The organism is Herbidospora sp. RD11066, from assembly GCF_054661255.1.
Map to the genome: position 1 here is coordinate 130741 of NZ_BAAGDO010000003.1, position 16241 is coordinate 146981.

At 69.7% G+C, this 16241-nt stretch carries 17 protein-coding genes; 10 read left to right on the plus strand and 7 right to left on the minus strand.

Features of this window, described 5'->3' with window-relative positions; translation table 11 throughout:
- Positions 1-310: 310 nt before the first annotated feature.
- Positions 311-1075 carry a Fic family protein gene (locus ACYQ78_RS12060; RefSeq protein WP_459800877.1) on the minus strand — a complete coding sequence of 255 codons (765 nt, stop codon included), beginning with the start codon at positions 1073-1075 and terminating at the stop codon, positions 311-313.
- A 270-nt stretch (positions 1076-1345) separates the two neighbouring features.
- Here ACYQ78_RS12060 and acs point away from each other — a divergent pair, with 270 nt between their 5' ends.
- From acs to ACYQ78_RS12085, 5 genes are all read left to right on the plus strand, one after another.
- The gene (acs, locus tag ACYQ78_RS12065; RefSeq protein WP_459800878.1) at positions 1346-3304 is read left to right on the plus strand and encodes an acetate--CoA ligase; all 1959 of its coding nucleotides are present in this window, start codon (positions 1346-1348) and stop codon (positions 3302-3304) included.
- Positions 3305-3467: 163 nt separating this feature from the next.
- The gene (gene nhaA, locus ACYQ78_RS12070; RefSeq protein ID WP_459800879.1) at positions 3468-4628 is read left to right on the plus strand and encodes a Na+/H+ antiporter NhaA; all 1161 of its coding nucleotides are present in this window, start codon (positions 3468-3470) and stop codon (positions 4626-4628) included.
- 25 nt (positions 4629-4653) lie between these two features.
- Positions 4654-5091 carry a phage holin family protein gene (locus ACYQ78_RS12075; protein ID WP_459800880.1) on the plus strand — a complete coding sequence of 146 codons (438 nt, stop codon included), beginning with the start codon at positions 4654-4656 and terminating at the stop codon, positions 5089-5091.
- Positions 5088-6014 carry an alpha/beta fold hydrolase gene (locus ACYQ78_RS12080; RefSeq protein ID WP_459800881.1) on the plus strand — a complete coding sequence of 309 codons (927 nt, stop codon included), beginning with the start codon at positions 5088-5090 and terminating at the stop codon, positions 6012-6014. Before ACYQ78_RS12075 ends, ACYQ78_RS12080 begins: the two co-directional genes overlap by 4 nt.
- Complete coding sequence (locus tag ACYQ78_RS12085; RefSeq protein ID WP_459800882.1) at positions 6011-6454, plus strand: DUF309 domain-containing protein; 444 nt, start codon at positions 6011-6013, stop codon at positions 6452-6454. Before ACYQ78_RS12080 ends, ACYQ78_RS12085 begins: the two co-directional genes overlap by 4 nt.
- A 177-nt stretch (positions 6455-6631) precedes the next feature.
- On the opposite strand, the gene ACYQ78_RS12090 is transcribed toward ACYQ78_RS12085, so the two are convergent.
- Entirely contained in the window at positions 6632-7744 is a 1113-nt protein-coding gene (locus tag ACYQ78_RS12090; protein ID WP_459800883.1) for an MFS transporter, read from the minus strand.
- Between the two features lie 295 nt (positions 7745-8039).
- Between ACYQ78_RS12090 and ACYQ78_RS12095 the strand changes: the two genes are divergently transcribed.
- Positions 8040-9041, plus strand: coding sequence for an ArsR family transcriptional regulator (locus tag ACYQ78_RS12095; protein WP_459800884.1), 1002 nt, complete (start codon positions 8040-8042; stop codon positions 9039-9041).
- Here ACYQ78_RS12095 and ACYQ78_RS12100 read toward each other — a convergent pair.
- The gene (locus ACYQ78_RS12100) at positions 9038-10228 is read right to left on the minus strand and encodes a MarP family serine protease (RefSeq protein WP_459800885.1); all 1191 of its coding nucleotides are present in this window, start codon (positions 10226-10228) and stop codon (positions 9038-9040) included. The two genes, ACYQ78_RS12095 and ACYQ78_RS12100, sit on opposite strands and share 4 nt — an antisense overlap.
- 111 nt (positions 10229-10339) lie before the next feature.
- On the opposite strand from ACYQ78_RS12100, the gene ACYQ78_RS12105 reads away from it, so the two are divergent.
- Positions 10340-10885, plus strand: coding sequence for a HEAT repeat domain-containing protein (locus tag ACYQ78_RS12105; protein WP_459800886.1), 546 nt, complete (start codon positions 10340-10342; stop codon positions 10883-10885).
- Here ACYQ78_RS12105 and ACYQ78_RS12110 read toward each other — a convergent pair.
- Positions 10835-11479: an NUDIX hydrolase gene (locus ACYQ78_RS12110; protein WP_459800887.1), complete on the minus strand. Its 645-nt coding sequence runs from the start codon at positions 11477-11479 to the stop codon at positions 10835-10837. The genes ACYQ78_RS12105 and ACYQ78_RS12110 overlap by 51 nt on opposite strands.
- A gap of 37 nt (positions 11480-11516) precedes the next feature.
- Positions 11517-12221, minus strand: coding sequence for an endonuclease III (gene nth, locus ACYQ78_RS12115; RefSeq protein ID WP_459800888.1), 705 nt, complete (start codon positions 12219-12221; stop codon positions 11517-11519).
- A 129-nt stretch (positions 12222-12350) separates the two neighbouring features.
- Here nth and ACYQ78_RS12120 point away from each other — a divergent pair, with 129 nt between their 5' ends.
- The 3 genes from ACYQ78_RS12120 to ACYQ78_RS12130 all read left to right on the plus strand — a co-directional run bounded on the left by ACYQ78_RS12120 (position 12351) and on the right by ACYQ78_RS12130 (position 14491).
- Positions 12351-12953, plus strand: a complete 603-nt coding sequence (locus ACYQ78_RS12120) for a hypothetical protein (RefSeq protein WP_459800889.1) — start codon at positions 12351-12353, stop codon at positions 12951-12953.
- Positions 12954-13100: 147 nt separating this feature from the next.
- Positions 13101-13592: an RNA polymerase sigma factor gene (locus ACYQ78_RS12125; RefSeq protein ID WP_459800890.1), complete on the plus strand. Its 492-nt coding sequence runs from the start codon at positions 13101-13103 to the stop codon at positions 13590-13592.
- The gene (locus tag ACYQ78_RS12130; protein ID WP_459800891.1) at positions 13589-14491 is read left to right on the plus strand and encodes a hypothetical protein; all 903 of its coding nucleotides are present in this window, start codon (positions 13589-13591) and stop codon (positions 14489-14491) included. The genes ACYQ78_RS12125 and ACYQ78_RS12130 overlap by 4 nt, the downstream gene beginning before the upstream one ends.
- Here the strand turns inward: ACYQ78_RS12130 and ACYQ78_RS12135 are convergent.
- Both ACYQ78_RS12135 and ACYQ78_RS12140 read right to left on the minus strand, forming a co-directional pair.
- A complete protein-coding gene (locus ACYQ78_RS12135) occupies positions 14488-15678 on the minus strand; it encodes an NAD(P)-binding domain-containing protein (protein ID WP_459800892.1) in 1191 nt (396 codons plus the stop codon). The two genes, ACYQ78_RS12130 and ACYQ78_RS12135, sit on opposite strands and share 4 nt — an antisense overlap.
- A gap of 2 nt (positions 15679-15680) precedes the next feature.
- Entirely contained in the window at positions 15681-16217 is a 537-nt protein-coding gene (locus tag ACYQ78_RS12140; protein ID WP_459800893.1) for an OsmC family protein, read from the minus strand.
- Between the last annotated feature and the right edge of the window lie 24 nt (positions 16218-16241).

Sequence of the window (16241 nt, forward strand, 5' to 3'; positions counted from 1 at the left end):
ACGTCATGTATCGATCCATTGCCCCACAAGGTCACAAACCCCACCAGACGCCATATCCGGCGGATTCCGGGCTCAGTAAAGGTCTTGCTCCGAGGGGTTCCCATGTGCGCAGATCCGACGTAGAAAGGGCTTACGGACCGAGTGTCCGGGTACGGCCGCCGGGTACCCACGCGCGACCAGCCGCGGGAGGCGTGTCGCTACGGGCTTGTCCCGTTTCGACAAAAATAGGTGCACGCTTGGTAACCCGGTTCGACGTACTGGCGACGGCGTCCCATTCCAGGGACGCCGTCCGCATGTGTCCGCAATTTGTTTAGCGGGACAACGCCTCGCAAATTGCCGTGGTCTCCCTGACCCCCAGAACGACCGCACGCGCGCAGTGGACGACCCAGGTCGCCACCCCGTCGGGCGTACCGGCGAGATAGGCCTTCAGAGCCTGCGGATAGGCCCCCAGCAGCTCCCGATGCCCCACTTCCACCGCCACGAGCGACTTCGGGTCGAGGCCGTGTTCGACCAGGCTGAGGCGCTCGGCCGCGCGGGCCACCAGGCCGTCGGCGACGCCGAACGGGCGCAGCACCGCGATCTCGGCGTGCATGATCGCACCCAGCACCAGCGCGGGGGCCTTCGTCGAGGTCAGCCCGGCCAAAGCGGCCATGCGGGCGGAGACGTCCACCGGAGCCGGCCCGATCCCCAGCGGGTCGGCCGTCGTGGCACCCGTACGGGGGCGGCCCGGATCGGCGAGCAGCCCCGCGGCCGCGACCGTGTGCAGCCGGGCCAGCACCTGGGGCGCGGCCGACCGCCACAGCGACCCGAGCCGCCCCACCTCGGCCGAGACCCGCAGGGCGCCCTGCGCCACCGGATCATCGGCCTCCCCGGCCCTCAGCGAGCCCAGGGGCACCTCGACGCCCTCCAACTCGGCGGAGGCCCTGGCCCCACGCAAAGCCGACTCGGCGGACACCTCAGGCTGCCGCCTGCGGAGAATCCGGTGCCGATAGAGGACGTCGACGGCCTCCCTGGCCTCGGAAACGGCCTCCGGCACCCCGGGCAGTTCAGCCACCACGACCAGCGGATCACTCATCCGCCCGACCCTACCGACACCACATACAGACACAGATCACAGCCCGCCGCTCCCGGAACCCGCCGTGACGACCCTCCTCAAAGCCCCGTTCAACACTTCCCCAAGCCCGCGTCAGATCGTGCCAAGCCCCCTCGGACCGTTCAACGACCCGCTGACACCGCTGAACGAAGTCACGTTTGACTCCCCAGGGCCCCGTCACGTGTCATTAACACCCGATACGGCACGATACGAAGAAGTAACGCATCAGGAAATTCGGGTTAGGAGTTCGCGGTGACGGAGTCCCAGGAAACGCTGTCGAACCTGCTGCAGGAGAACCGCCGGTTCGAGCCCCCGGCGGAGCTCGCTGCGGCGGCGAACGTCACGGCGAGTGCCTACACGGAGGCCGCGGCCGACCGCCTGGCCTTCTGGGAGGCCGCGGCGGACCGGCTGACCTGGGCGGAACGCTGGCACACCACCCTTGAGTGGGAGCCCCCGTTCGCGAAGTGGTTCGTCGGCGGCAAGCTGAACATCGCGTACAACTGCGTCGACCGGCACGTCGAGGCCGGGAACGGCGACAAGGTCGCTTTCTACTGGGAGGGTGAGCCCGAGGGCGACAGCCGGGTCATCACCTATGCCGACCTGCAGAAAGAGGTCTCCAAGGCGGCCAACGCGCTGACCGAGCTCGGGGTCGGCAAGGGTGACCGCGTGGCGATCTACATGCCGATGATCCCCGAATTGCCCGTTTCGCTGCTCGCCTGCGCGCGCATCGGGGCGATCCACTCGGTCGTGTTCGGCGGATTCTCCTCGGCCGCCCTCAAGAGCCGCATCGACGACGCCGACGCCAAGCTGGTCATCACCGCCGACGGCGGGTTCCGGCGCGGGGCGCCGAGCGCGCTCAAGCCCACGGTGGACGAGGCCGTCGCGCAGTGCCCGCAGATCGAGAAGGTCCTGGTCGTCCGCCGCACCGGGCAGGACGTGCAGGTCACCGACAAGGACGTCTGGTGGCACGACGTGGTCGAGCGCCAGAGCGACCAGCACACCCCCGAGGCCCACGACGCCGAGGACCCGCTCTACATCCTCTACACGAGCGGCACGACCGGTAAGCCGAAGGGCATCCTCCACACCACCGGCGGCTACCTCACCCAGACCGCCTGGACCCACAACGCGGTCTTCGACCTCAAGCCCGACACCGACATCTACTGGTGCACCGCCGACATCGGCTGGGTGACCGGGCACAGCTACATCGTCTACGGCCCCCTCGCCAACGGCGCGACCAGCGTGATCTACGAGGGCACCCCGGACACCCCGCACCGCGGCCGGTTCTGGGAGATCGTGCAGAAGTACAAGGTCACGATCCTCTACACGGCGCCGACCGCCATTCGTACCTTCATGAAGTGGGGTGACGACATCCCCGCCAAGTTCGACATGTCGTCGCTCCGGGTGCTCGGTTCCGTCGGTGAGCCGATCAACCCCGAGGCCTACGTCTGGTACCGCGAGCACATCGGGGCGAGCAAGACCCCGGTCGTGGACACCTGGTGGCAGACCGAGACCGGCGCGATCATGATCAGCCCGCTGCCCGGCGTCACCGCCGGAAAGCCGGGCGCGGCCATGCAGCCGCTGCCGGGCATCGTCGCCGACGTGGTCGACGACCAGGGCAAGTCGGTGCCGAACGGCGGCGGCGGGTTCCTGGTCGTACGCGAGCCATGGCCGTCGATGCTGCGCGGCATCTGGGGCGACCCCGAGCGCTACAAGGAGACCTACTGGTCCCGTTTCGACGGGTTCTACTTCCCGGGTGACGGCGCCAAGCGCGACGACGACGGCGACCTGTGGCTCCTGGGCCGCGTCGACGACGTCATGCTCGTCTCCGGCCACAACATCTCGACCACCGAAGTGGAAAGCGCCCTGGTCAGCCACCCGAAGGTGGCCGAGGCGGCCGTCGTCGGGGCGACCGACCCGGTGACCGGCCAGGCCATCGTGTCGTTCGTGATCCTGCGCGGCAGCGCCGAGGAGGGCGGGGACATCGCGACCGAGCTGCGGCAGCACGTCGCCAAGGTGCTCGGCCCGATCGCCAAGCCGCGCCAGATCATGGTCGTGCCCGAGCTGCCGAAGACCCGGTCCGGCAAGATCATGCGCCGTCTGCTCCGCGACGTGGCCGAGAACCGCTCGCTGGGTGACGTCACCACCCTCACCGACAGCTCGGTGATGAACCTCATCTCGGAGAAGCTGCCCACCGCGAAGAGCGAGGACTAAACGAGTTATCCACAGCCGGGGCGGTTATCCACAGGTATGCGACCGCCCCGGCTGTGATCGTTCGCCGCTGGGTACAGTGGCCATCAGGTGTGCCGGGAAGTCTGGTCGGCGATTTCTGGGGGGATCGTCCGGGCATCCTTCCCTGACCACCTGAGGGGGAGCAGTGCGCCGAGTCCGCTACGCCGCGCAGGTCGCAGAAGCGCTACGGACCGAGACCATCGGTGGCGTGATCATGCTGATCGCCACCGTCCTGGCACTGATCTGGGCGAATTCGCCCTGGTCGGGAGCCTATGAGGCGCTCCGGACGATCACCGTGCCGGGCCCGCTCCACCTCACGCTGTACGAATGGGCGGCCGACGGGCTGCTGGCGATCTTCTTCTTCGTCGCCGGAGTGGAGCTGAAGGAGGAGTTCGTCCACGGGGAACTGTCCCGGTTCCGCGACGCGATCCTGCCGGTCGTGGCCGCTCTGGCCGGGATGGCAGTGCCGGCGCTGATCTACGTGGGGGTGAGCTGGGGGGTGCCGAACGCCACACGGGGGTGGGCGATTCCGACGGCGACCGACATCGCGTTCGCGCTGGCCGTGCTGGCCGTGACCGCGTCGGCGCTGCCGGTGGCGCTGCGCGCGTTCCTGCTGACCCTGGCCGTGGTCGACGACCTCGGCGCGATCATCGTGATCGCCGTGTTCTACAGCGAGAAACTGTCCTTCCTGCCGCTCCTGGCCGCCGTCGTGGTGCTCGCCGTCTTCGGCCTGCTCCAGCGGCGCCGGGTCAGACCCGCTTTTCTGTACGTCCTTCTCGGCGTCGCGGCCTGGGTGCTGCTGCACGAGGCGGGCATCCATCCGACCGTCGCGGGGGTGGCCTGCGGGCTGCTCATGAGCGTCGACGGTGATCCTTCTCCCGCCGCCAGGGCCGACCATGTGGCCAGGCCCATCTCGGCGGGGTTCGCGGTGCCGGTCTTCGCCTTCCTCGCCGCCGGGGTTCCGCTCAGCTTGAGCGCCCTCGAAGGCGTTTTCACCGACAGAATCGCCCTTGGCGTGCTTCTCGGGCTCGTCGTCGGGAAGTTCGTCGGTGTGTTCGGCGGGGCGTGGCTCGCGGCACGACTGGGATTCGCCCGGATCAGCTCAGAGCTGGTCTGGCGTGACATCGCGGCCGTGTCGGTCCTCGCCGGGATCGGCTTCACCGTCTCGCTGCTCATCGGCGACCGCGCCTTCCGGGGCGACGCCGGTGTCACCACGGCGGTGCTGATGGCAAGCGTCATCGCATCGTTGCTGGCCGCGGTGCTGGTCAGAATCCGCGTACGGGTGAGAGCACGAGATGATATTTGATAGTCCGCAGAATAGGAGATCCCTGATGCGCGAGGACGAATCGCTCGGCGCTCTGGTCGCCGAGGCGAGCACCCATATTTCCAACCTCGTACGGGCGGAGATCGAACTCGCCAAGAGCGAGCTCAAGTTCGACGCGAAGCGCGTGGGCATGGCCACCGGCCTGTTCGCCGCCGCCGCGTTCACCCTCCACCTCGTCCTGATCCTGGCCTCGTTCACGATCGCCTACGTCCTGCACGACGCCGTCGGCCTGTCGACCTGGCTGTCGTTCCTGATCGTCACCGTGTTCTACCTGGTGACGGCCGGGGTGCTCGGCTTCGTCGGCTACCGGCGCCTGCAGGGGCTCAACGGTTTCAAACGCACCAAGCGTTCGCTCCAGAGCCTCAAGTCCACCGACGAGACGGTCCGTCCCACACCGGTCATCGAGAAGAGTGATGGCGCCGACCGCGTCACGATCGCGCCATGAAACAGGCCCCGGAGGAGAACCAGCTGGTCCGGGCCGACGGCCCGTGGGAACACCGCTGGATCCACGCCGGGGGCACCCGCTTCCACGTCGTGGAGGCCGGTGAGGGCCCGCTCGTCCTGCTGCTGCACGGTTTCCCGCAGTTCTGGTGGACCTGGCGGCACCAGCTCGAAGCGCTGCCCGCGGCCGGTTACCGTGCGGTCGCGGTCGATCTCCGGGGCTACGGCGCCAGCGACAAGCCGCCCCGGGGATACGACCTGCCGACCCTGGCCGGCGACGCCGCCGGCCTGATCAGGGCCATGGGCGAGACCGGCGCCATCGTCGTCGGCCACGGCTGGGGCGGCTGGACGGGCTGGACCATGGCCGCCCGCGACGCCAAGTTCGTGCGCCGCCTGGTCGCCGTGTCGGCCCCACACCCGCTGCGGCTGCGCACCGCGCTGCTGACCGACCCACGGCAGCTACGGGCCAGCGGTCACGCGTTCGGCTTCCAGGTCCCGCTCTGGCCCGAACACCGCCTGACCCGTAAGAACGCGGCCAAGGTCGGCCGCCTGCTCGACGAGTGGTCGGGCCCGTCGTGGCCCTCCGAAGAGCTCAACCCCGTCTATCAGGACGTCTTCCAGATCCCGGCGTCCGCGCACTGCGCCCTGGAATACCACCGCTGGTTCGCCCGGTCACAGCTGCGCCCCGACGGCCGCCGCTACGCCCGCCAGATGCGCACCGAGGTCGAGGCCCCGACCCTGCAACTGCACGGCGCCCTCGACACGTGCATGCTGCCCCGCACCGCCCAGGGATCGGGCAAGTTCGTCGCCGCCCCCTACCGCTGGCGCCTGATCGAGGGCACGGGCCACTTCCCCCACGAAGAGCGCCCCGACGTCTTCAACGCCGAACTGCTCTCCTGGCTGGCCGACCCCGAGCCCGACCGATGACCCGCGACCGCGACGACGCGGGCCGCGCCCGCAACGCCCGCCCCCGAGACGCCTACGGCCGCCCCCTGCCCCACGGAGCCGAAGGCGTCCCGCGGGTCCCCGACGACTACGCCCCGACGGCGGAGCAAGCCCTGACCGACGGCGTCGAGATGCTCCACCTCGACCGCCCGTTCCACGCCCACGAGATCTTCGAGGGCCGCTGGAAATGCTGCCCCGCGCCCGAACGGGAGCTATGGCAGGGCCTGGCCCAGATCTGCGTCGGCCTGACCCACCTGCAACGGGGAAACGCGAAGGGCGCGGAGACCCTACTCGAACGCGGAGCAGGGCGCCTGTCGGCAGTCGAGGGCCGCCCCTACGGAATCGACGCCGCCTCAGCCGCCCGAGCCCAATCGATCAACGACCTCCTGGAAGCCCTGAAGGCCACCTCCCACGGAACGTGATCCCGTTACCTGCCGGAGAAGGTCGACACCCCCAGTGGAGCCGCAAACCCAACGCCACCTGCTGACGCGTGGTCTTGGCCGTTCTTGCGGGATCGCGAACCCCGACCGCCGCGCCCGCGATCCGGCGATCACCGCCCGAAGCCGATCGCGAGCATGGGTCCACGGCAAGGGCCCGGTCTAGGCGGAGATCTCCGGTTCCAAGGCCGGGCCGGGGCGTAGGCCCGGGGCCAGGGCCAGGGTCACCGCTACCGAGGCGACGGCCATGACCGTCATCGCGGTCGCCGGGCTGGTGAACTGGGCGACCGAGCCCGCGACCGCCGCTCCGACGCCCTGCATGACCATCATCCCCGAGCCGTTCAGGCCGAGGGCGTGGCCGCTGAGGTCGTCGGGGGTCAGGGCCATCAGGCGTTCCTGGAGGAGGAGACTGGCGGCGTACCCGATCGAGGCCACCGTCACCGCGGCGATCGCCACCCCGACCGGTGGGTCGGTGAAGAAGACCAGATAAGGCGCGGCCAGGAGGAGGCGCATCGGGGCGCCCAGGCGCTGGCGCCACGCCGCCGGGACGAACCGGCCGACGAGGGTGTCGCCGATCAGCATGCCGAAGGCGGCGAAGGCGAAGAGGATTCCGGCGCCGCCGGGGTCGTACGAGACGAAGATCGATTCGCACCCCACGATCAGCCCGTTCGGGATCCAGAGGGCCAGGAAGACATACCTCCTCGGCCTGGACGCCCACAGCCGCGAGTTCCCCCGCCACGTCTGCGTCACCGTCGGCCGCCCCGAGGCGCGTGGTGGCCGCTTCGACAGGCCCAGCCGCCCGACCAGCGCGGCGGTGAGTTCCAGGGCCGCGCTGATGAGGAGCGTCTGGGTGGGCGTGAGCAGGGTGACCAGCAGTCCCCCGGTGGCGAACCCGGCGATCTGGGAGGCCCCGACGGTCATGTTGAGCACGGACCGGCCGAGGAGGAAGCCGTCCCGGGAGAGGATCTCGTTGAGCAGCCCGCCCCGCACCCCGCCACCGACCGAAGCGATCACGCCGATCACGATGAGGATGGCGAACCTGGCGGCGATGGGCAGATCGGGGATGGCCTGCGCCGCCGCACCGGCCGCGAAGACGACCGCCAGCCCCGTGAGCGCCATCCGGGGTGGCAGCCGGTCGGCCGCCGACATCAGCAGAGTCGCCCCGACGACCTGCGCGAGCGGCGGCCCGAACATCGCGAGCGCCGAGAGCAGCGGCGATCCGGTCGCCTCGAAGACGAGCGTCCCCAGCGCGAGGCTGCCGATCGTGGAGCCCACGACCTGCAGAGTGGACGTCGCGAACAGCGGCGCAAACTCCTTGGTGGCAAACAACTCCCGATATGTACGCATAGGGCTCACATTCCATCACCCCAGGTCAGAGCCGGTATTGTTTCGCCAGGACGCGAAACGACCCACGCCAGAAGGGCTGCCGCCGAGAGGGCCGGGCCGTTATGCGGCCAAGACCGGCATCTCACCACGAGAAATGAAATACAGGCTGATAGCGGGCTGCGCGTCACCCCCGCTCAGCCACCCCCGGCAACCGGCTCGACCGCCCGCATCCCGGGCGGCCCCGATGTCCACGACGCCGGACGCGAAAACAGAACAGGAGGCGGAAATGGGCTGGTGGCAGGTCAGCGCCGACACGTTGGCCGGGAGCAGGTTCGTGGTCTCACCGCTCGCCGAGACCACCGCGTGCATGTTCGCGCTCGGCCACGCCCTCCCCGCGCACCCCGGCGAAGCCCACTGGTGGAACGAACACGCCGACCGCTTCAGGACCCGCCTCACCCGCGACCCCCTCGACGAACTCCTGATCCGCGCCGCGAGCGGGGCCGAGTGGATCGCCGACTTCCTCGTCCCGGCCCCGGCCGGCGCGGGTGAGCCGACCTTCGCCGACGAGGTGGCGATCGTGCGGAACACCCCGGCAGAGGTGGTGTACGCCGACCTCGAGATCTCCCTGGGCAGGATGCTGCCCGGCCCGCTCCGCCGTTCCGACCTGGCCGAACGCGCCGCCGACCTGCTCGAATGGGTGTGGACGGAGGCCGTCGAGCCCACGTGGGACCGGCGCAGGCGGGTCCTCGAAGCCGACATCATCGGCCGCATCGGCAGGCTCAGCATGGGTGGCTGGGAGGCGGCGCTCAACGACATGCGGCCGGGCATGCGCTGGCTCGGCGAGAGCCGCCTCCAGATCAACACGACCAGCAACCCGCCCAAGGACCTGGCGGCGGCCCGCCTGATGTTCGTCCCGGTCACGCCCCGGCACCAGTGGGTGACCTGGGACCAGCCACACCGCTATGCGGTGATATATCCGGCCTCGGGGGTGCTGACCGACGTCCGCGAGGTCTCCGGCCCCCTCGGGCGGCTGCTGGGGAACGCGCGGGCGACGGTGCTCGTGCTGCTCGACACACCCAAGAGCACGACCCAGCTCGTCGCGCTGACCGGCCAGGGCCTCGGCTCGGTCGGCCGCCACCTGAAAGTGCTCCTGGACGCGGGGCTGGTCGAACGCAGGAGAGCGGGCAAGTCGGTGCTCTACTACCGCAGCCGAACGGGAGACGCGGTGGTCACCTCAGCCGACTAGTCGCACTCTTGCGTGTCGACCCGGGCGATGGCCGCGCTGCCGTCTTCCGCGTCGGTGCGGACCTCTTCGGCGGTGAGCGCGTAGCCCGTGTCCTTCTGGTCGGTGGCGGCGGCGAAGATCACGCCGAACACGCGGCCGTCAGGGGCCAGCAGCGGGCCGCCGGAGTTGCCGGGCTGCACTTCGCCGCGGATGGCGTAGACCTCGCGGTCGACGGTGTGGCGGTTGTAGATGTCGTAGGACTCGGCCGGCTGCTTCACCCGGATGCGGGCCGGCTTGATGGTGAAGCCGTGGCCCTTCGGGTAGCCCGCGATGATGGCGTCGTCTTTCGACTCGGCGTCCATGTCGAACTTCAGCGGGTTGAGGTCGAGCGACTCGACGTAGAGGACCGCGATGTCGCGGTCGGGGTTGTAGAGCACGACCCGGGCGTCGTGGCTGACGCCGTCGAGGTCGGTCACCCGGAGGTCCTGCGACACACCCGCCACGACGTGGGCGTTGGTCATGATGCGGTGGGGGGCGTAGACGAAACCGGTGCCCTCGATGCGCTTGCGGCACGTCGGGGCGGTGCCCTGCACCTTCACGATCGCGCTGCGCGCCCGCTTGAGCTTCGGGTCGTCGATGATGCTCTCGTCGGGGGCCGGGACGTCGACGAACTGGGCGCCGCCGATGTCGGCGAAGACCTCGGGCCAAGGTGAGGCGTCGACGAAATCGCGGAAGCCGCGCGTGAGGTCGCGGGCGGCCTCGGGCATCGCCTGGTCGACCGTCTTCAGCAGCAGCGAGTCGTTGACCTGCTGTTTCGGCATCGGGAAGTTCATCGAGATGACGAGCGACCCGATCAGCCAGGCGAACACCAGCACCGACAGTCCGCTGGCCAGGGAGCCGCCGAAGGCGTCGATGAGGCGGGCGGGTTCCCACGTTACGTGGGACCGGACCACCGCACCGATGGTCGACGACGCGAACTGGCCGACCGTCGCGGCCAGGAACACGATGACTATGGCGAGCAGGGCGCGTTCGGTCTCACCGTTGACGAGCGCTCCGGCGATGGGCGGGGCGATGAACATGCCGACCAGCGCGCCACCGGCGAACCCCACGAAACTGAACGCCCCGATGATGAAACCCTGGCGGTAACCGGACACCGCGAAGGCCAGGATCAGGCCGATCAGGATGAGGTCGAGCAGATCGCCTTGCACGCCTGTATTCCACCTCTATCGCCACCCGGCCCGGCCACCACCCTTAACCGTATCCAGCCACGCGCGGTCTCGTGCACGGGTTCTCCGCAGTCCACTCGATATCGTGACGCCATGGGGGACCCTGTTGAGGAACTGATCCAAACAGCACTGGCCGACGGAGACCCGGACGGCCCGACCCGCTGGGACGCCATCGCGGCCCTGCAGGAACGCGGTGACCTGGAGACCTTCACCGCCGCACGACGCCTGTGCGCCGCCGACACGGCGGCGGAGAGAGTTCTCGGAGTCGACATTCTGGGGGAGCTCGGGCGTGACCGCCCGTTCGCCGACAAGACCCTGCCGGTGCTCCGATTCCTGGCCGCGAGCGAGACCGAGACCCGCGTGCTCTACTCGGTGCTCATCGCTTTCGGCCATCTGCGCGACCCGCGGGCGCTGCCCTCGGTGATCGAGCTCGCGTCTCATCCGGAGACCACGGTCCGGTACGGCGCCGCCTACGCCCTGCCCAACGTCATCGGCCGCCCGGCCGACCCGGCGGGTGTCGCGGCCCTGCGGCGGTTGGCGGCCGACCGCGACGACGACGTGGCCGACTGGGCGACGCTGGGGCTGGCACTAACGGGAGGCGAGGTTCACGACGTCAGGGGGCAGGTCCTCGATCCGTGACCGGTCCCACGGGACCTCGAAGCCACAGGTGGAGAGCACGCCGTCGAGCACTCCGGCGGTGAAGCCCCAGACCAGCAGGCCGCGCACCCGGAACGCGGGGCCCAGGAAACCACTCGGATGACGCAGCTTGAACCGGTTGGCGGGGTCGACCAGTTCGGCGATCGGCACCCGCTCGACCGACTCGACCTCGTCGGGCGAGGCGGCGTGGACGGCACAGGGGGTGTGCCACCATCCGATGACGGGGGTGACGCGGTTGTCGCTGTACTGGAGATAGAGCTCGGGCATGGTGCCGACGACCGTGACGCCCTCGGGATCGACGCCGGTCTCCTCTGCCGCCTCGCGGAGGGCGGCGCCGATCGGGCCGTCGTCGTCGGGGTCGAGCCCGCCGCCGGGGAAGGCGGGCTGGCCGGCGTGGTTGCGTCCACGCGAACTGCGCTGGATGAGCAGGATGTCGGGACCGGCCGGGCCGTCGCCGAACAGCAGCAGCACGGCGGCCCGCCGGCCACCGTCAAGGGGCGGGCGCATCATGGGGGCGACCGGAACCCGCCCGGCCTTCTCGGCGACATCGAGGATCCAGGCGGGTGCGTCGGTCATAGGCAGTGCAACCTTCCGTGCCCCGCGAAGCTTCCCGTCACGAGAACGGCCCGGAACGCACCAGTGTGGCGGCGAGTTCGGGGTCGGTCGGGCCGGTGCCGTAAGAGGGGCAGAGTGCCGCCAGCGGGCAGGCGCCGCAGGCGGGTTTGCGGGCGATGCAGATCCGGCGGCCGTGCCAGATGATGCGGTGGGAGAAGACCGTCCACTCGTTCTTCGGGATGAGCTGGGCGATCTCCTGTTCGATCTTGACCGGGTCGAGTTCGCCCTCGATCCAGCCGAAGCGTTTCACGAGCCGCTGGAAGTGGGTGTCGACGGTCAGCCCCGGCACGCCGAACGCGTTGCCGAGCACGACGTTGGCGGTCTTGCGGCCGACGCCGGGCAGCGTCACGAGGTCGGCCATCTTGCGGGGCACCTCGCCGCCGAACCGGTCGCGGATGGCGATCGACAGGCCGATGACCGACTTGGTCTTGGCCCGGAAGAACCCGGTCGGCCGCAGGATGGCCTCCATGTCTTCGGGGTCGGCGACGGCCATGTCGTCGGGCGTCGGATATTTGGCGAACAGCGCCGGGGTGGTCAGGTTGACCCGCACGTCGGTCGTCTGCGCCGACAGCACCGTGGCCACGAGCAGCTGGAACGCGTTCGCGAAGTTGAGCTCGCAGTGGGCGTCGGGATAGGTCTCGGCCAGGATGCGATTCATCTTCCTGGCCCGCCGCACCAGCCCGAGCCGAGTCTCCTTCGCCATGGCCCAAGCGTAGGGGCGGCAGCCGAGCAAGCGGCCACTTACTTCAGTGCTCGAAAAGGGTTGAATTGTTATTTATTAGCCCGATTATGGGAGTTCCCTGAGAGACCTCTGATCCCTGAGAGCTGAACGATGTCCAAGTTACTGGGAGCGCTCGCGCTCACCGCGGGCCTCCTCACCGCCCCCACCGCGGCTCACGCGACCCCCTCTCCCTCTCCCTCCCCCACGACCTCCCCCGCGTCCAAGGGACCGTGCTGGGCCGGGTCGTGGACGGTGACCAAGGCGAGCGCCAAGGTCGTCGGCCCGAAGCACAACTACTACGCGGAGGGCGGCGCCGGCATCAAGGCGACCTTCACCCGCGAGGGCAAATACGTCAGCGCCTTCTACGACTTCCGCCACTCCGCACCCCTGACCGGCGGCGCCACCCTCGATCTCGACGGCCGTGAGATCTTCACGTACACCTTCGGCGGTCACGGCAAGCAGACCCGCGGGAAGATCGTCCTCAAGCCCCGCACCGGCAACTTCGGTGCCAGGTTGGAGCGCTCCGGAGGCGGCAAGGGCTACTCCGGCCTGCTCCGCAAGGCCGTCGCCCACAACGAGGACCTCGGGGCGATCCCCCGTAAGGGCAGCTACACCTGCGTCCCGGACAAGTCGCTGAGCATCTTCACGCACGGCAAGTCGGGCCGGACCGTCATCACGATCAAGTGGGAGCTCGTCCGCCCGCCCGTCGCCTAGAAACCACCTCACGCGGCCGATACCGCGTGAGGTGATCGAACCGATCTCCCCTGACCGCAGGTCGAGTCGCCGCCGTCCCGATGCGGGTGATAATCGCGCACCTCACGACATCTACCGAGTAAGTGGCAGCACTGAAGAGGAGATGGAGTGGGCGATGAGGCGAGCTTCACCCGCATGTTCCAGGAGCACTACGAGCCGGTCCTGCGCTACGCCTGGCGCCGGGCCGGCCCCGCGGACGCCGCCGACATCGCGGCGGAGACGTTCAAGATCGCCTGGGAGAAGTACGACCGGGTGCCCCGCGACCAGCCCCTCCCCTGGCTCTACGCGACCGCCCGGAACCTGACGATGAACCTGATCCGGCGGACCCACCGCCGCCACACGTGGACCGACGGGGAGACCGGAGTCGAGGCGGACCACGCCACCGAGGTCGCGGGCCGCCAGGCGGCACTGGCCGCGCTGAACGACCTGAGCGAGAGCGACCGCGAGCTGGTGCTGCTGATGTCGTGGGAGGGCCTCGACCTGGGCCAGGCCGCCAAGGTCGTGGGCTGCTCCAGGGCGACGGCGGCGATGCGCGTGCACCGATTACGCAGACGCCTCAGACACCTGTTCGTGGACGAACCCGAAAGGAGCGTCCGATGAACAGGCTGCGCGACCACGACCCGGCCCGCGACGTGCACGCCGACCCGGCGACGATGGCGATGGTCCTGGACGACATCATCACCACCCCCCGCCCGGAGAGAAGGCGCCGGCGGTGGAGAGCCGTGACACTGGTCGCGCTCACCGCGACGCTGCTGGCCCTGGCGATCGTGCTCCAGCCCGGCACGGGAGCGCCGCCCATCTTGGGACCGGCCAAGGCGCTGGCCTTCGCCAGGAACGGCGACCACATCGACGTCCGCATCGTCGATCCGGACGCCGACCCCGCGCGGTATCAGAAGGACTTCGCCGCGCACGGCCTGAACGTGAGCCTGGTCCTGGTGCCGACGTCGCCGAGCCTGGTCGGCACGGTGATCGACATCTCCTCCCCGACCGCGGGGGTGCACTACAGCCCTGACGCGTTCGAGATCAGGGGTGCCCGGGGCGGCGAGTGGATCACGGCCATCGAGGGCCGCGACTGCGGGAACACGTGGTGCAAGGCCGGAGTCAGCATCCCCCTCGATCTGCGCAGCCAGGTGGAACTGGTCGTGGGCCGGCCCGCCCGGCCCGGTGAACGCTATGAGACCGGCGGCGATCCGGCCGCTCGTGGCGAGGTCATGGAGGGAGAGGACCTCACGAACCTGACGGTCGCCGAGCTCAGGCTCCTGGCGCGGGAGCGGGATGCCGTCGTCGAGGCCTACTACGAGCTGGAGCCGAAGGGGGACCGCGGCAACTGGGTCTTCTCCGACCGTCCTCTCCAGCCGGAGAACATCCCCGAGGGCTGGTACGTCCACGCGGCGTGGGGCGGCGACTACGCGGGGACCGTGCGGGTGGTCGTCGCCTCGTGGCCGTCGGAGCAGCCGTTGTGGGACTTCCTGCGGTCGCTGATGTTCTGGCGCGACTAGCCCGCCAGGTGCAGGCGCAGGTGGTCGATGACCTCGCGGGCGTCGTCCTCGATGCCGCAGAGGAACGTCGACCGGCGGCGGCGCAGCACCGGCAGTCCGAGGGCGAACAGCCCGTCGCCGACCACGCCGCCCTCGTGGATCAGCGAACCCTTCGGGTCCACGACCGGTACGTCGAGCCACGAATAGTCGGGCCGGAACCCGGTCGCCCAGACGATCGAGCGGATCTCCCCCGAGCCCAGGTCCAGCTTCCAGCGCGTGGTGTCGGCGATGCGAGTGGGCGGGAACCGTTCCCCGGGAGCGGTCCCGGCCCACTCGTCGAACGTGGCCAGCAGGCGGTTCATCTTGAGGTCCGCCAGGGCCGCCACGTTGCGCAGCCCTCCTGAGAAAAGGGCCGCGCCGTCCCGGATCGCCGAGAGCCGGCCGACGAGCTCGACCCCCAGCGAGGTCAGCACGTTCAGGTCGAGAGTGGACGAACCGGCGAGCTGCGGGGACGGCAGCCGCCGGGCCCTCGTCAGGTCGTCGAGTTCGTCGTGGCGCTGGTCCCAGATCCCGGCGTGGTGCATCCACCACAGGACGTCGCGACCTTCGTACACGCGTGGCATCCGGACGTGCTCCCCCACCGAGAGCACGACCGGGCGGCCCGAGCGCTGGATCTCGGCCGCGAGCTGCACGCCGGTGGCGGAGGCGCCCACGACGAGCACGCCGCCGTCCGGCAACCGGGAGGGGTTCCGGTAGTCGAACGGCGTCACCTGCTCGATCGACGCGGGCACCGCCGCCGCGAGGGCGGGCACCGAGGCCACGTTGCAGGCGCCGGTCGCGAGCACGACCGTCCGGGCGCGGAGGACGCCCGAGTCGGTCGTCACGGCGTAGCCGTCGCCGGTCCGCCGCACCGACGTGACGGTCACGCCGGTGCGGATCGGGGCGTCTTTGGCGGCGCGGTCGAGCAGGTCGGCGACCTCGCCCATGTCGGCGTAGCCGTCGGGGTCGGGGCCGTCGTAGGACGCACCCGGGAGACGGCTCAGCCAGTTGGGGGTCAGCAGGCGCAGGGAGTCCCAGCGCTCACGCCGCCACGAGTTGGCGACCTCGCCGCGTTCGAGCACCACGTGGTCGATCGACGCGGACGCCAGGAAATGGCCGGCCGCCAGGCCCGCGTGACCCGCGCCGATGACGACTGTGGTGACGTCCACGATCAGGCGACCTCGACGGTCACGTTGGTCGGGTTGGTCAGGGCGTCGAAGACGGCCGAGCGCTTCTGCGACTGGGCGACGAGGGCCTCGATGTCGGCCTGCGAGGCGTCGGCGTCGATCGAGAAGGTCACCTTGATGTCGTTGAAGCCGTTGCGCACGTCGCTGTCGGCGCCGAGGATGCCGCGGATGTCGTGGCCGCCCTCGACGGAGGCCTCGACCGAGTTGAGCTTGATGCCGCGGTTCTGCGCGACCGAGGCGATGCCCGCGGTCAGGCACGAGGCCAGGCCGACGAGCAGGTATTCGATCGGCGTGATGCCGTTGTCCTCCGCGGCGAAGATCGCGGGGTGGTCGGCCTCGAAGACCGACTCGTTCTTGTGGCTCTGCTCCTCGCCGAGACCGAAGAACTTCTCGATCTTCGTGGTGCTGTGGACGCCGTGCTGCCACTTCGAGCGGGCCCGCCAGGTGAACTGGGCCGCTTCGGGCGCGCCCTTCAGCACCTCGCGGGCGCCGAGCAGGGCTTCGACGTTGACTCCGTTCATGATCCCCTCATTTCCTACATGTTA

Bases quoted from the DNA above. Each gene is read 5' to 3' on its own strand.
- nth (WP_459800888.1), bottom strand. From the start codon at position 12,221: ATGGCGAAGGAGACTCGGCTCGGGCTGGTGCGGCGGGCCAGGAAGATG.
- ACYQ78_RS12080 (WP_459800881.1), top strand. From the start codon at position 5,088: ATGAAACAGGCCCCGGAGGAGAACCAGCTGGTCCGGGCCGACGGCCCG.
- ACYQ78_RS12060 (WP_459800877.1), bottom strand. From the start codon at position 1,075: ATGAGTGATCCGCTGGTCGTGGTGGCTGAACTGCCCGGGGTGCCGGAG.
- ACYQ78_RS12095 (WP_459800884.1), top strand. From the start codon at position 8,040: ATGTCCACGACGCCGGACGCGAAAACAGAACAGGAGGCGGAAATGGGC.
- ACYQ78_RS12085 (WP_459800882.1), top strand. From the start codon at position 6,011: ATGACCCGCGACCGCGACGACGCGGGCCGCGCCCGCAACGCCCGCCCC.
- ACYQ78_RS12075 (WP_459800880.1), top strand. From the start codon at position 4,654: ATGCGCGAGGACGAATCGCTCGGCGCTCTGGTCGCCGAGGCGAGCACC.
- ACYQ78_RS12110 (WP_459800887.1), bottom strand. From the start codon at position 11,479: ATGACCGACGCACCCGCCTGGATCCTCGATGTCGCCGAGAAGGCCGGG.
- ACYQ78_RS12140 (WP_459800893.1), bottom strand. From the start codon at position 16,217: ATGAACGGAGTCAACGTCGAAGCCCTGCTCGGCGCCCGCGAGGTGCTG.
- ACYQ78_RS12130 (WP_459800891.1), top strand. From the start codon at position 13,589: ATGAACAGGCTGCGCGACCACGACCCGGCCCGCGACGTGCACGCCGAC.
- ACYQ78_RS12105 (WP_459800886.1), top strand. From the start codon at position 10,340: ATGGGGGACCCTGTTGAGGAACTGATCCAAACAGCACTGGCCGACGGA.
- ACYQ78_RS12120 (WP_459800889.1), top strand. From the start codon at position 12,351: ATGTCCAAGTTACTGGGAGCGCTCGCGCTCACCGCGGGCCTCCTCACC.